The organism is Nocardia vaccinii NBRC 15922 (assembly GCF_001613305.1).
Taxonomy (GTDB): domain Bacteria; phylum Actinomycetota; class Actinomycetes; order Mycobacteriales; family Mycobacteriaceae; genus Nocardia; species Nocardia vaccinii.
This window is the reverse complement of sequence record NZ_BDCC01000016.1, coordinates 82,566-94,695: the sequence shown is the minus strand read 5'-3', so window position 1 is coordinate 94,695 and position 12,130 is coordinate 82,566. Positions and strand designations below refer to the sequence as shown.

The following is a 12,130-nucleotide window of genomic DNA, read 5'->3' as shown; positions in this document are numbered from 1 at the left end:
TACCCCATGCGCATGGAGCAGATGTACCAGGAAGTGATCCTCGATCACTACAAGCATCCGCATCACCGCGGACTTCGCGAACCCTTCGGGGCCGAGGTACACCACGTCAACCCGACCTGCGGGGACGAGATCACCCTGCGGGTGCATATCGATGACAACGGCGACGTCGCGGACGTCTCCTACGACGGTCAGGGCTGTTCGATCAGCCAGGCGGCCACCTCGGTGCTCACCGATCAGGTGATCGGCATGCCGGTGCAACAGGCGATGAAGGTCGTGGACGCGTTCAGCGAGATGATCTCCAGCCGCGGCACCGTCGAGGGGGATGAGGATGTGCTCGGCGACGGCATCGCGTTCGCGGGTGTCGCGAAATATCCGGCTCGCGTGAAGTGCGCACTGCTGGGCTGGATGGCGTTCAAGGACGCGGTCGTGCGGATAACCTCCGCGCAGGATGCGAAGAATGTGATGGGAAACGGCATCTCCACGAAGGGGGAGCACGATGAGTGACACGTCCGCGAGCGAATCCGCGGCGGTCGCGCCCGAGCGCGAGCTATCGGCCGAGGAGATCGGTCGGCTGGAGGACCTCGAGGAGGCCATGCGCGACGTCGTCGACCCCGAACTCGGGATCAACGTGGTCGATCTGGGCCTGGTCTACGACATGCGCGTCGAGGGCGAGATCGCGGTGCTCGACATGACGCTGACCTCGGCGGCCTGCCCGCTGACCGACGTCATCGAGGATCAGTCGCGCAATGCCCTGGTGCGCAGCGGCCTGGTCGAGGATCTGAAGATCAACTGGGTCTGGATGCCGCCGTGGGGCCCGGACAAGATCACCGAGGACGGTCGCGAGCAGTTGCGCGCGCTCGGTTTCACCGTCTGATCGAGCGTTCGCCGAGCCTGCCGCGGGCGTGGTGCCGGGCGGTGCGAATCACCCGAACCGGTTGCGGCTACTCGGATTTGGGGCGCTGTCCCCGATCCGGTAACGAGCTGGACAAAATCCAGCAACTCGGCAATGATCCTCCCCGACATATTTCTCGAACGGGGAGGATTCATCGATGTCATTGCTGCGCAAGGCCGTCTTGGGCCTGGCAGTCGTCTCGACCACGGGGCTGAGCGTCCTGGGCACGGGTACCGCGAATGCCGATCCCAATGCGTACGGGGCTTTTTCGCTATCGGAGAGCACCGGAACGGTGGCCTACGCGCTGAACTACGCCAACTATCCCGACGCTATCCACGCCGCGGACCGCAAGTGCGGACATGCGGACTGCCACAACATCATTCAGATCGTGAATGCCTGTGGTGCGGTCGCGCAGGGCGCGGACGGGCGGTTCGCCTGGAACTGGGCGCGCTCCAAGACCGAGGCCGAGCAGTCCGCGGTGAAGGCGCTGGGCTTGAGCGCCCCGCCGTTCCCGGACCTGGGCAGTGCGTCGCCGCGGGCGGCGCATGTGGTGCTGTCGGCGTGCACGGCCAACGTGTGATCTGAGCGTCGCCACGGTGGTTCGGCCGGTCCGCGAGTCGGGTCGGCCGAACCATTCGTAGATGCAGTCGACCGGGCACTCCTGCACGCATCCGTGGTCCATCACATCCACGCACGGCTCGCCGATCACATATGCCATAACCCGTTTTTACAATAAATTCTTGAATAAACCAGGGTGATCGCATGTTCGGCATCGGCCGCCCGCCACCGGCGTGCGACCGGCGAGTCGTACGAACCGGCGACCAGGGGGACCAATGGCCCCTGGCTGGGATGTTCGCTGCCGGACTACCGTCACTGTTATGGGGTGGTGCCTGCAATATCCCGGCCGGCCGCCGCGGCATGCCGTGCAACGAACCGCGCCTGCGCGCCGCCGGCGTACATCGCCGGTGACGGCCCGGCAAATCGCCGAGCTGGAGAATGTCCCCGCGGGGCTAATCGAGATCCGGCTGCGGTGTGCGGGCGGCACTGGTTCTCGCCACCAGAAGTATTCCAGCGCGGGTTGGCCGGTGCGGGAGTCCGGTACCGGATCGCGCATCCGGCGGTGACCGGGCCGGCCGGATCCGCCTCACCGGCGAGCAACTCGACGCCGGGGAATATCCGCCCCACCACATCGCAGACAGATCGGAGACAGACATGAGTGGTCATGTCACCTATCGCAGGGTTTACGACGAGATCTCACCGGCCGATGGCGCGAGGGTGCTGGTCGACCGCGTCTGGCCGCGTGGATTGCGCAAAGACAGCTTGGACCTGACCGAATGGCTGCGCGATATCGCACCGTCGACCGAGCTACGGCAGTGGTACAACCATCAGCCCGAGCGATTCGCCGAATTCCAGCGCCGCTACCTGGCCGAACTGCGCACACCCGAGCGGCGTTCGGCTGTCGATCACCTCGAGCAGATCGCCGACCGCATGGATGTGACGCTGTTGACCGCCACCAAGGACGTTGATCACAGCCAGGCCGCGGTCCTTGCGGACTGGTTCGCACACACTCAGCGACGGGGCTGATCAGGCCCGGAATGCGACGATACGACCGCGCCGGAACCGGGCCGCAACCGTCGGCGGACACGTCCGCTCACGACTATCCACGCACCGGGGCCCCGGCTGCGGATACCATCTCGGGTCTCGAATCGATGCTGGTGCGATGCCGGGCATGTCCACGCCTGGTCGCCTGGCGCGAAAACGTCGGCACCCTCAAGCGCGCCGCCTACCGCGACTGGGATTACTGGGCCAAACCGGTGCCAGGGTTCGGGCCACCCGATGCCCCGGTGCTCCTCATCGGTCTCGCACCGGCGGCGCACGGCGGCAACCGAACCGGCCGAATCTTCACCGGCGACCCCTCCGGGGACCTGTTGTATGCCACTCTCCACGAACTGGGCGCCACGTCCCAACCGACCGCGACCCGCCGCGATGATGGCCTGAGACTGCGCGGAGTTCGAATCACCGTCCCCGTGCACTGTGCCCCGCCCGACAACCGCCCGACCCCAGGCGAGCGCGACACGTGCCGCTCCTGGCTGGTCCGCGAACTTCAGCTCATGAAACCGGGTCCGTCGGTCGTCGTCGCATTGGGGCGATTCGCCTGGGATGCCTCGATCCCCGTGCTCGTCGAGGCGAGATGGCGGTTTCCCACGCCTCGGCCAGGTTTCGGCCACGGCCACCATGTCCTGCTCGACGATCCGGTGGCGGACCGTCAGCTGCACCTTTTCGGCTGCTATCACCCCAGCCGGCGCAACGTATCCACCCGCACCCTGACTCCCGCGATGCTGCGGGACGTCCTGCACCGTGCGATCACCGCCGCAAGTGACACCGGGCAGAAGCATGTTCAGTAGCCGGCACCCACCCCTGCGGCGCGGCGCCCCGGCCATCACGGCCTGCCGGACCTCGCCGTGGCCGCCCGACCAGCACGTGCCTGCTTCCGCGGCGCAACGCCACCACCATCACCCTGGCGCCCGGCGCGAGTTCAGCGCCTCGTCCAGGCTACTTCGCGACCGTCAGCAGTATCGCGCTGTGTTCGACGGCCTCCAGGCTGTGCCGGGCCTCCGGCACGACGAGCAGATCGCCACGGCGGCCCTCCCACACGGCCTGCGGGCCGTGTAGCCGTACTCGGCCGCGCAACACGAAAACCGTTGCCTCGCCGGTATTGTCGTGCTCAGCCATCGACGTCCCCGCCGCCAGCGCGACCACGGTCTGCCGCAGCCGATGCTCGTGCCCGCCGTACACCGTGGTGGCACTGCGTTGCGACGGCAATGACCGGGCTCGATCCAACTGCTCGCGTGCCATCGCCTCCAACGAGAACTTCTCCATCGCCCCGTCCTTCCCTCGCCAGGCAGTCGATCTCCGGCCCATCATCGTCGAACGATGCGTGGTAGACGACATCGGCGACGTGTCGCTCGAGGACCTCGAGCGCCTCTCTCGAAACACGCTCCTGTTCGCATCGTCATCGGGTTTCGTCGCCGCTGCCTGTACCGGCAGCATATTTCCTATTCTTCAGCGGACCCGGCTCAGCCACACTGCGTATTCGGCTACGAACCTCGCCGCCGGCTGTTCTGGATTGCCGTGTGCCCGTACCGCCTTGTGCCGATGACACGGCTCGTCGATACCAGCATGACCGAGGCGGGCGCGGGATGTGACCGATTGGAAAGGAGGGTTGTCATATGAGCCGCGTCGACCGAGACGTCGAAGAATTGCTGGGTAATCCGGCGCGACAATGATTGTGGCGCGGACTGCCTTATCGGACAGCGCCGCGGATGTATCGACCGGTATTTCCGCCGCTGGTTCAGCGGCAGTCGACCGAGTAACCTTCCGCCTACTCCGCGCGGGACAGCCGTCGCATATCGAGTTGAAAGGGTCATCGGAAGGATCAGCAGTGTTCACAATAATCAGGCAAACGACGGCTCGGACCGTCCTCGCCGCCGCGATCGCAGTAACCCCGGTCACCGCCGTGACCGTACCGGCGCAGGCCGATGTCGTCGTCACCCACACCGCCGCCCCTGTCGACCGGCACTGGGGCCACGGCTGGGAAATTAAGCACATCATCCCTCCGGGCTGGGGAATTCCTCCCGGGTGGGGAATCCCTCCCGGGTGGTTCCACCACCTGCTGCCGTTCGGTTCCTCCGGTAGCGACTAGGTTGGGCCCGCACCGCACTACGCAGCCACTTCGCGCGGCTGCCGGCGAAGTGGTGCCTCCGGGGCTCACAGGGCCCGGTCCGACATCACCAACTTCGGCCGAGGATCACAGGCGCGGCGTAAGAGGGGCCCATCGGCCCTAACGGGTGGCGCAGCGGGGAGGCACCCTGAGCTGGACAGTCGGATCGGCGTCGACGTCCCTCGCCGGCGCGGACAACGGAGTAGCCACATGCCGACCGATAGCGCCACCAGGACCGTGCGGATTCAGGCCCCGCCGGCGACCGTGCTCGCGACGATCCGTGACGTGAACAGCCAGCCGGAGTGGATTCCCGAGATCCGCGAAGCAGAGGTGCTGGAGACGGACGAGCGGACCGGACTGCCGATCACCGCTCGGTTCACCGCGTCCGCGGCGGTCGGCACCGACAGCTATACCCTCAGATTCAGTCACCATGATGACGGTATGAGTTGGTCCATGGTGCAGGGGCGATTGCAGACCGGTCAGGAAGGCCGCTACCAGCTCGACGAGATCACTCCGAACACCACATCGGTGACTTATCAGCTGACCATTCATCACAACCTGCCGCTACCCGGCTTCATCCGCAGCCGAGTCATCAAAGGATTGGTGAACAGCACGCTGGCCGGTTTGCGTCGGCGGGTCGAATCCTGACCGGCTCCGGCGGGACGGTTCGATGCCTCCGCGGAAACGAAGACCACGTGCAGAATTGATCGCATCGTATTATTCCGGCGGGCGTCGAAAAATTGCTCGTCGGATGAGCAGATGTGCATCGGGACTGTCGTATCGAATGAATAGGTCTGACGTCGCCTGGATCAATGAACCACCGAAGGGGAACATCAACGCAGAATTCGTGGCCGGGCCGGTGTCAACCGATTTGTCTGCTACCGACCGGCCGTATCGTCCGACGGTGGCGCATCCACCGGAACGGCGACGGTTCTCGCCGGCAGCCGGTGTCGCACCCTGTTCACGTTAGATGCAGAAACTGAGGCTCACCGACCCCAAAGGAACGTTGAGGCATACCCAGAACCATTGAATCTGCGTCGCTTGGGCAACTGTGGCACTGGTGCCCGGCGGATCGGCCGTCGCCGGCGCGGCCGAAGCGATCGCGGGGGCGGCGACCCCCAAGGTCAATGTAGTGATAACCGTGGCGACGGCAACGGCGATTCTTTGAGACATTGCAAATCCCTTCGGAGGAGTTCGGAACACTGCTCATTAATTTTCCGTCCGGCGTTGTGGCGATCACAAGTGACTCAATTCCCTACTTGGTCGTCGGCTCGTGCGCGGTCGCGATGATTTCGGTCGACACGGTTGCACGCGCCCGAGTGTCACGGCGGTCAGCGGATTCTGAATGGTGGTTCATTTACCGGCCGCAGTGATTCTCGGAAAACGGCTGGTCATTGTGGGTGCCTATCCAGGAGGACGGCCTCTCGTGGGTTCGGCTCGCGGGCCGAGGTGCGGTCCGGTAGGTGCCGGGCCTGTCCACCCTGCAGCATCTCCGCTGGGCTACGGCACTGCGGCCGGTTCTCGAGCATATTCGCCAGCGGGGTCACAGCGTGTTCTCAGCAATCGAGTGGACACTCGATGCGATTCCATTCCGTCTGTCAGGAGTACCCCTGCAATGTCGACCATCAACGGTCTGCCGGCACATGTGCTGCTCGTCCATATCATCGTCGTACTGGTGCCGCTGACCTCGCTTCTGGCCATATTGTGTGCGGTGTGGCGCCCGGCGCGGCAACGGCTGGTGTGGCTGGTCGCGGTACTGGCGGCGTTCACCGTCGTGATGACGCCGATCACCACCGATGCGGGGGAGTGGCTCGAGCACAAGGTCGGCCGCTCACCAGCCATCCATACGCACGCGCACCTGGGTGACACCATGGTCTATTTCACGCTCGGCCTGCTGGTGGTGGCGCTGTTGCTGCTGTTCGTCCATCTGCGGGAGCGTGGTGAACGCCGGGTCGGTGTCGTCCTCGTCGCGGCGGTCGCGGTGCTGACCATCGCCGCGGGCGCCGCGGCGACCGTGCAGGTCTACCGGATCGGCGAATCGGGTGCGCGGGCGAGCTGGGCCGATCAGGTCGGCGGTTAGACCTGCACGACGATGGTCTTCATGATCTTGTCGGCGAAGGTCTGGCGCTTCTCGTCCCAGATCGGCCAGAGATAGCCGATATAGCAGAAGCTGTCCAGAATGTGGCACAGGTTGCGGACGAAGGCCATGCCGAATCCGAGAACCTGTCCGTCGGCCTCCCGGACCAGGCGGATGCCGACCATCCGCTTGCCCGGCGTCTGCCCTGTGGTGCCCACCAGATAGATCAGGTACAGGCCGCCCGCAACCGCGAACACCCAGGCCACAACGAACAGGATCCATCCGGCGCCGGACAGGCCGCCACCGGTGCAGACCGGATAGCCGTTCTCGTCGGGAGCGCAGGTCTGCGCCGAGAAGCCGACGGTGAAGCCGATGATGTAGAGGATGGCGGCCGGTACGCCGATGATCAGTCCGTCGATGAGTGCGCCGCCGACGCGTTGGATCCAGCTTGCGTACGGCGGTCGCGGTCCCGCTGGAGGATAGCCGTATCCCGGGGCTCCCTGCTGATAGCCGGGCGGTGGTCCGCCGTAGCCGTATGCACCGGGTTGCGGGGGCCCATATCCGGGCGGCGCGCCATACGTCGGAATTCCTGGGGAAGAGGGTCCGCCGTATCCGGGCGGCGTGCCGTAGACGGGATTGCCGGGTGTGGACGGTCCGCCGGAGCCCGGGGGTGGGTAACCGGCTCCGGTGCCCGGCGGTCCCTGCGGCGGCGGGCCGTATCCGGGCGGGGGAGCACTGTAACCGGGTGACGGCGGATAGCCGTATCCGGGCGGCTGGGGGACCTGTGGCGGCGGATTCTGATCCGGCGGGGGATTCGGGGAATCGCTGGAGCGGTCGTGCGGATCCGACGGGTTGCTCATGCGATTTCTCCGATACGCGAAGGGCGGCGAGCCGTTCGGTTGCCGCCGACTCGGTTCAGTATCGCTGATTTACCGAGCGCATCGTGGCGAACATCGCCCCGCACCGAGAAGTGCCGACCGGTTGTCCCGGCCCGGACGACGAAGGCCTCCGAGGGATGCGCATTCCGCTCGGAGCCTTCGTCAGGTCGGTTCGGCGGGCCGAGGCCGACGCTCCTGCCCGGCAGCTAGCCCGCGTTACCGGTCGGAAGACGCAGCGGATTGGACTGCTGCTGGGGTGCGGGCTGCTGGCGGTTCTGCTCCTGGCGGTTCTGATTCTGGTTGTTGTTCTGATTCTGGTGGTCCTGCTGATGTGCGGACTGGTTGTTGCCCTGGGGCTGCTGCGGGGTGTCGGCGAATGCGGGGGCCGAGGCCATCACGATCGGGGTGGCGACGAGCGCGCCCATCATGGCGAACTTCGCGATGCGGTGTGCCATCGGGCAAACCTTCCTCTGCTGTGACAATGACAGCTCCGATCACACCGCGGCAGCCCAGCTGCCGGATAGGTCATCCCCGTGGATGTGGTGTGTCCGGTCACGCGCCCTTGCGAGTCGTTTTCGCGGTGCTTTTGGCCGGGCTCTTCCGGGTGGCTTTACGTGCGGTTTTCTCGGCGGGCTTTTTCGAGGCTTTCTTCGCGGCCGGTGCGGGAGCGCGCCGCCCGGATGCCTCGAGGCTGCGTTGCAGGGCTGCGACCAGGTCGACGACCTCGGCGTCCGCCCCGACCGGAGCGGTTTCCTCGCGCTTGACCACCGTGCCCGATCCGGAAGCGATCGCCTCGTCGAGCACCTTCCGCAACTCGATCTGGTACTCGTCGGTGTACTGGGACGGATCGAAGTCGTCGGACATGCTCTCGACCAGCGTCCGGGCCATCTTGATCTCCTGCGCCCGCGGCGGGGCCGCGCCGTCGAGCGCGGGGAAATCCACCGTGCGTACCTCGTCGGGCCACAGCAGCGTCTGCAGCATCAACACGTCGTCGTGCACCCGCAACGCCGCCAGGCGGGTCTTCTGCCGCAGCGTGAAATGCACCACCGCGATCTGATCCACTTGCTCGAGCGTCTTCGCCAGCAGCACATAGGCTTTCGGGGTCGTGGAATCGGGTTCGAGGTAATAGCTCCGGTCGAACAGGATGGGGTCGATCTGCTCCGCCGGAACGAATTGCAGCACCGGAATCTCGTGCTTCTCCGCCACCGGAAGTTTCGCGAAATCCTCGTCGGTGAGCACCACCCGTTCACCCTCGGGCGATTCGTAGGCCTTATCGATGTCGGCGAACTGCACCGACTGCCCGCACACGGTGCACACACGGTCGTATTTGATCCGTCCGCCGTCCTTGGCGTGCACCTGGTGAAACCTGATGTCATGGTCCTCGGTGGCCGTATAGACCTTCACCGGGACGTTCACCAAGCCGAACGCGATGGAACCTTTCCAGATCGATCGCACCCTGTGATGCTACTTGCGACCGCCCGGTTTCGTCCGCCGAACCGGTGCGACCTGGGGCTTCTTGGTTATTGCGGGGTGTTGCTGGTTGTTGATTGCTGCTGTCCGTGAACCGACATACGACTCGGTGCGGTCCGGCCAGTGATTGGCAAGGTAGTCGTTCCAGTTGATACGCGCCGATGCCGAGCCTTCGTGCTCCTTGGGGTGTGGAGCAGGGCTTTTCCGACGCCGCGGCCGCGCATGCCTTCGGCGACGTGGACGGAGGTTTCGGCGACGCCGCGGACCGCGAAGATCAGCGGATTCAGCGGCAAGACGTAGTCATCAGGAAGTGGTCCCGAACCGGGCCGCCGCGTGGAAAATGGCGAGACCCCGGCGATGTGTCTGGTATCGAAGTATCAGGTAGGGATCGTTTCGGGGTTTCTGGCGGCCAGCATATGCGACGCTGCAGAGGTGTGCGGACAGGGCCGGATACCGGTCTCGCGATGCGGACATGGTGACCGGTCGGCTGCGATCTGACGACCCTCAATCCATGGTCTTCCCGCACTACTGCTCCTCACACCCCGTGCGGCGTTCGGCCCAGTCACGGGGGTACGGAGTCGCCGGGCAGGCGGGCGGATTACACCGAGACTTCGTGGACGGCGGCGCCGGCCCGCACGTCCAGGATCGCCAACAGCACCATCCGGCACACGGCCATGTCCGACATGTGTCCACGCACAGTGATCACCGCGTGCGCCGCAGCGCGTCGGCATTCCTGGACCAGATCCGCGAACGCGGGGGGCAACGTAGCGTTCTGCGGTTCGGGCTCGTGGAATACCGTTCCCAGTTCGTACCCGAGCGAGCGGGCGGTCTCACGCAGCTTGTCTTCACTCGAACCGACGTCGCGGTCATCGAGGAGGTCATCGCGCACGTAGCCGTAGGCGAGCGGCAATAGAGCAGTTGTCATGGTGATTCGGTTCTCAGTCGGCCTGCTTTTCCTGTACGACAACCACCCTGCGCCGGAGACAACACCCCCACATCGGTGGAACTACCTACACCGCTACCTGAAAGCGTGTTCGGCGATATCCGTTGTTGCCGGCATCGATCCGGATCGAGCCGAGATCGGAATTCGTCGACGGTTCGACCACCGTCGCGGTGTGGCTGGACTTGTGCGGGTCGATGCCGATCAGCATCATCAGGTATTCGGTCCTCGTCGTTGCCGGGCAGGGAATCCACGGCCGACATGGCGACTTCCAGAACTGCACGCGCGGGTCGTCGTCATACCTCTGTCGAGTCAGACCGTGAACGGAGACCGGTCGGACAGACATATCACGGGCAAGTCAACTACGTTGACTACGGGATGGGATGTCCATTCGTGCGCTGTCTGTGACTATCCGGTCTAGACTGCTGCGGATTAGCTGGTGAGATTTCTTGGAACTCTCGCAGTCGGTACGAGCAACGGTTGGTCATGCGGTCGGGACCACGGGTGAGTCGATGAACGACGGAAAGACGCTTCGGGCCTGGTGGAACGACCCGGTGGACTACGGCTGGCTGGTGCGTACCTTGGCGGCTCGATCGGCGGTGGGGCCGTTGAAGGTGTTGATCGGTGTCGCAGGTGCAGTGATTGCGGTGTTGGGTGCGGTCATCGCGGGTACGCCCGTGGGTCCACCGGGCGAGCCTGGCATTGCTGCGACGATCGGGGTGCTGTGCGGGATACTGTGGGCGTTGCGCTGGTGGCTACTGTCCTGGCCGAGCAAGATCGAGTCGCTGGTGTTGATCGGCTGCGCCGATGCGCTGTTCACCATGGAGTTCTTGCAGGTGCCGGACCGATTGTTCGGAGCCATGGGTGCTGTGCTGCTCGTAGCCACTGGCAGTTATCTGGGCTTTTTTCACAATGCGCGAGCTTTGGCGGCGCATTCGGCGTGGTCGTTGCTGTCGGTGGTCGTGTTGTCGGTGCGGATCGCCACCGGCGGCGGCGGTGTCCGGTTGGCAGTTGCGGCCGGGTTGTTGCTGTTCGTGTCGGTGGTCAGCGTGTTGCCCGCGTTACAGGTGCTCTACTGGCTACTGCGTACCGAATCGCTGTCGGACCCGTTGACGCACCTGCTGAACCGACGGGGTTTGGAGATTCGGCTGCCGGTGCTGGTTGAGCGGTATCCTGCGGTCTGTGTAATGTCGTTCGACCTCGATCGATTCAAGAGCGTGAACGACACGTGGGGGCACCGGGTCGGCGATGCGGTTTTGGTGCGGACCGCGCGGCGTTTGTCCGACGCCACAGGAGGCGGCGCGGTGGTGGCGCGTACGGGTGGGGAGGAGTTCGTGGTGGCCGTGCCGGTGACTATTGGCGTTGCGCATACCGAGGCCGAACGCCTGCGTCACATGATTGCCGAACCGTCGGAGACAGGGGTGGCTGTCACTGCAAGTATCGGTGTCGTGGTCTTCGACTCGACTACCTGTTCGCGATGCCCTCGGCCGAGCCCGGACCGCTTACTGCAATCCGCCGACGCCGCTATGTATCAGGCCAAACACTCTGGCGGAAATCGTGTTGTAATCGAGGAACTCACCCCGCCGCGCGGCCGCCATCATCCTGTTTCCGAATGATGGCGGCATGGCAGTTACGCGACATGCGATAGGAATTGCTGCAGGATAAGTGGCACTGACCTGCCCCACCTTTCGGGTTCCAGTCTCGGTGGCCAACTGACAGCGGACATGGGTGTGTTCTCGGAGAGTAGTTCGAACTCGATCGGGGTGCGGTAGGCCAGGGGGCAGTGGCGGCGTTGGCGGTTCGCCATGTCCAGTGCGTTGACAATGAGGGTGGAGTCGGCGCGCGAGTCGATGGACGAGCCTACGATCTTGCGGTAGCCGTATGTGCCTGGTGATGTGACGTGGACTTCGCGAGTCCCGTGAGCCATTGGCGCCGCAGCTGTGTCGGTGTGGTCGGGCGCCGCTTGGCTTTGTAGTAGTTCTGCCTGGCGACCCCCAGGACCCGGCAGCATCGGTCGATCGGAGCCCCGGCCGCGGCCAGGCTGTCGATCACCGGGTAGAACCGTCTTGTGGGCCAGAAGTGTCCTCCCCGAGGAACTTCGCGGCGTGGCGGATGATCGCCAGCTCGGTTTCGAGTTCGCGGATCCGGCGGC

General features: G+C 64.9%; 14 protein-coding genes and 2 pseudogenes. 9 read left to right on the top strand and 7 right to left on the bottom strand.

Features of this window, described 5'->3' with window-relative positions:
• The first annotated feature begins 6 nt into the window (after positions 1-6).
• The 3 genes from sufU to NV1_RS12275 all read left to right on the top strand — a co-directional run bounded on the left by sufU (position 7) and on the right by NV1_RS12275 (position 1,472).
• Complete coding sequence (gene sufU / locus NV1_RS12285) at positions 7-504, top strand: Fe-S cluster assembly sulfur transfer protein SufU (protein ID WP_067889727.1); 498 nt, start codon at positions 7-9, stop codon at positions 502-504.
• A complete protein-coding gene (locus NV1_RS12280) occupies positions 497-874 on the top strand; it encodes a metal-sulfur cluster assembly factor (RefSeq protein ID WP_067889724.1) in 378 nt (125 codons plus the stop codon). Before sufU ends, NV1_RS12280 begins: the two co-directional genes overlap by 8 nt.
• Before the next feature lie 175 nt (positions 875-1,049).
• Positions 1,050-1,472 carry a DUF4189 domain-containing protein gene (locus tag NV1_RS12275; protein WP_067889721.1) on the top strand — a complete coding sequence of 141 codons (423 nt, stop codon included), beginning with the start codon at positions 1,050-1,052 and terminating at the stop codon, positions 1,470-1,472.
• Between the two features lie 54 nt (positions 1,473-1,526).
• Here the strand turns inward: NV1_RS12275 and NV1_RS45650 are convergent.
• Positions 1,527-1,610, bottom strand: a pseudogene (locus tag NV1_RS45650) (ferredoxin family protein); the annotation flags it as partial.
• A gap of 494 nt (positions 1,611-2,104) precedes the next feature.
• On the opposite strand from NV1_RS45650, the gene NV1_RS12270 reads away from it, so the two are divergent.
• Both NV1_RS12270 and NV1_RS12265 read left to right on the top strand, forming a co-directional pair.
• Entirely contained in the window at positions 2,105-2,476 is a 372-nt protein-coding gene (locus tag NV1_RS12270) for a DUF488 domain-containing protein (RefSeq protein WP_067889813.1), read from the top strand.
• 125 nt (positions 2,477-2,601) lie between these two features.
• Positions 2,602-3,297 carry a uracil-DNA glycosylase gene (locus NV1_RS12265; RefSeq protein WP_245713683.1) on the top strand — a complete coding sequence of 232 codons (696 nt, stop codon included), beginning with the start codon at positions 2,602-2,604 and terminating at the stop codon, positions 3,295-3,297.
• A gap of 148 nt (positions 3,298-3,445) precedes the next feature.
• Here the strand turns inward: NV1_RS12265 and NV1_RS12260 are convergent, their stop codons facing one another.
• Positions 3,446-3,772 carry a cupin domain-containing protein gene (locus tag NV1_RS12260; RefSeq protein ID WP_067889715.1) on the bottom strand — a complete coding sequence of 109 codons (327 nt, stop codon included), beginning with the start codon at positions 3,770-3,772 and terminating at the stop codon, positions 3,446-3,448.
• A gap of 562 nt (positions 3,773-4,334) precedes the next feature.
• On the opposite strand from NV1_RS12260, the gene NV1_RS12255 reads away from it, so the two are divergent.
• The 3 genes from NV1_RS12255 to NV1_RS12240 all read left to right on the top strand — a co-directional run bounded on the left by NV1_RS12255 (position 4,335) and on the right by NV1_RS12240 (position 6,693).
• The gene (locus NV1_RS12255) at positions 4,335-4,595 is read left to right on the top strand and encodes a hypothetical protein (RefSeq protein WP_067889710.1); all 261 of its coding nucleotides are present in this window, start codon (positions 4,335-4,337) and stop codon (positions 4,593-4,595) included.
• A gap of 228 nt (positions 4,596-4,823) precedes the next feature.
• Positions 4,824-5,261: an SRPBCC family protein gene (locus NV1_RS12250; RefSeq protein ID WP_067889707.1), complete on the top strand. Its 438-nt coding sequence runs from the start codon at positions 4,824-4,826 to the stop codon at positions 5,259-5,261.
• Between the two features lie 967 nt (positions 5,262-6,228).
• Positions 6,229-6,693, top strand: coding sequence for a DUF2231 domain-containing protein (locus tag NV1_RS12240; RefSeq protein ID WP_067889702.1), 465 nt, complete (start codon positions 6,229-6,231; stop codon positions 6,691-6,693).
• On the opposite strand, the gene NV1_RS12235 is transcribed toward NV1_RS12240, so the two are convergent.
• From NV1_RS12235 to NV1_RS43440, 5 genes and pseudogenes are all read right to left on the bottom strand, one after another.
• The gene (locus NV1_RS12235) at positions 6,690-7,550 is read right to left on the bottom strand and encodes an RDD family protein (protein WP_067889700.1); all 861 of its coding nucleotides are present in this window, start codon (positions 7,548-7,550) and stop codon (positions 6,690-6,692) included. The two genes, NV1_RS12240 and NV1_RS12235, sit on opposite strands and share 4 nt — an antisense overlap.
• Before the next feature lie 224 nt (positions 7,551-7,774).
• Complete coding sequence (locus NV1_RS12230; RefSeq protein WP_067889697.1) at positions 7,775-8,023, bottom strand: hypothetical protein; 249 nt, start codon at positions 8,021-8,023, stop codon at positions 7,775-7,777.
• A gap of 97 nt (positions 8,024-8,120) precedes the next feature.
• Positions 8,121-9,023: a non-homologous end joining protein Ku gene (gene ku / locus NV1_RS12225; protein WP_067889694.1), complete on the bottom strand. Its 903-nt coding sequence runs from the start codon at positions 9,021-9,023 to the stop codon at positions 8,121-8,123.
• Between the two features lie 613 nt (positions 9,024-9,636).
• Positions 9,637-9,963, bottom strand: a complete 327-nt coding sequence (locus NV1_RS12220) for a hypothetical protein (protein ID WP_157116842.1) — start codon at positions 9,961-9,963, stop codon at positions 9,637-9,639.
• 112 nt (positions 9,964-10,075) lie between these two features.
• Positions 10,076-10,192 (bottom strand): annotated as a pseudogene (locus NV1_RS43440) (IS110 family RNA-guided transposase); the annotation flags it as partial.
• A 298-nt stretch (positions 10,193-10,490) separates the two neighbouring features.
• Here NV1_RS43440 and NV1_RS12215 point away from each other — a divergent pair.
• Complete coding sequence (locus NV1_RS12215) at positions 10,491-11,594, top strand: GGDEF domain-containing protein (protein WP_067889689.1); 1,104 nt, start codon at positions 10,491-10,493, stop codon at positions 11,592-11,594.
• Positions 11,595-12,130 lie beyond the last annotated feature (536 nt).

What these genes read in the sequence shown, in the direction of transcription:
- NV1_RS12265 (WP_245713683.1), top strand. Translation starts at nt 2,602, where the DNA reads ATGCTGGTGCGATGCCGGGCATGTCCACGCCTGGTCGCCTGGCGCGAA.
- NV1_RS12250 (WP_067889707.1), top strand. Translation starts at nt 4,824, where the DNA reads ATGCCGACCGATAGCGCCACCAGGACCGTGCGGATTCAGGCCCCGCCG.
- NV1_RS12215 (WP_067889689.1), top strand. Translation starts at nt 10,491, where the DNA reads ATGAACGACGGAAAGACGCTTCGGGCCTGGTGGAACGACCCGGTGGAC.
- sufU (WP_067889727.1), top strand. Translation starts at nt 7, where the DNA reads ATGCGCATGGAGCAGATGTACCAGGAAGTGATCCTCGATCACTACAAG.
- NV1_RS12240 (WP_067889702.1), top strand. Translation starts at nt 6,229, where the DNA reads ATGTCGACCATCAACGGTCTGCCGGCACATGTGCTGCTCGTCCATATC.
- NV1_RS12220 (WP_157116842.1), bottom strand. Translation starts at nt 9,963, where the DNA reads ATGACAACTGCTCTATTGCCGCTCGCCTACGGCTACGTGCGCGATGAC.
- NV1_RS12230 (WP_067889697.1), bottom strand. Translation starts at nt 8,023, where the DNA reads ATGGCACACCGCATCGCGAAGTTCGCCATGATGGGCGCGCTCGTCGCC.
- NV1_RS12275 (WP_067889721.1), top strand. Translation starts at nt 1,050, where the DNA reads ATGTCATTGCTGCGCAAGGCCGTCTTGGGCCTGGCAGTCGTCTCGACC.
- NV1_RS12260 (WP_067889715.1), bottom strand. Translation starts at nt 3,772, where the DNA reads ATGGAGAAGTTCTCGTTGGAGGCGATGGCACGCGAGCAGTTGGATCGA.
- NV1_RS12270 (WP_067889813.1), top strand. Translation starts at nt 2,105, where the DNA reads ATGAGTGGTCATGTCACCTATCGCAGGGTTTACGACGAGATCTCACCG.
- NV1_RS12280 (WP_067889724.1), top strand. Translation starts at nt 497, where the DNA reads ATGAGTGACACGTCCGCGAGCGAATCCGCGGCGGTCGCGCCCGAGCGC.
- NV1_RS12235 (WP_067889700.1), bottom strand. Translation starts at nt 7,550, where the DNA reads ATGAGCAACCCGTCGGATCCGCACGACCGCTCCAGCGATTCCCCGAAT.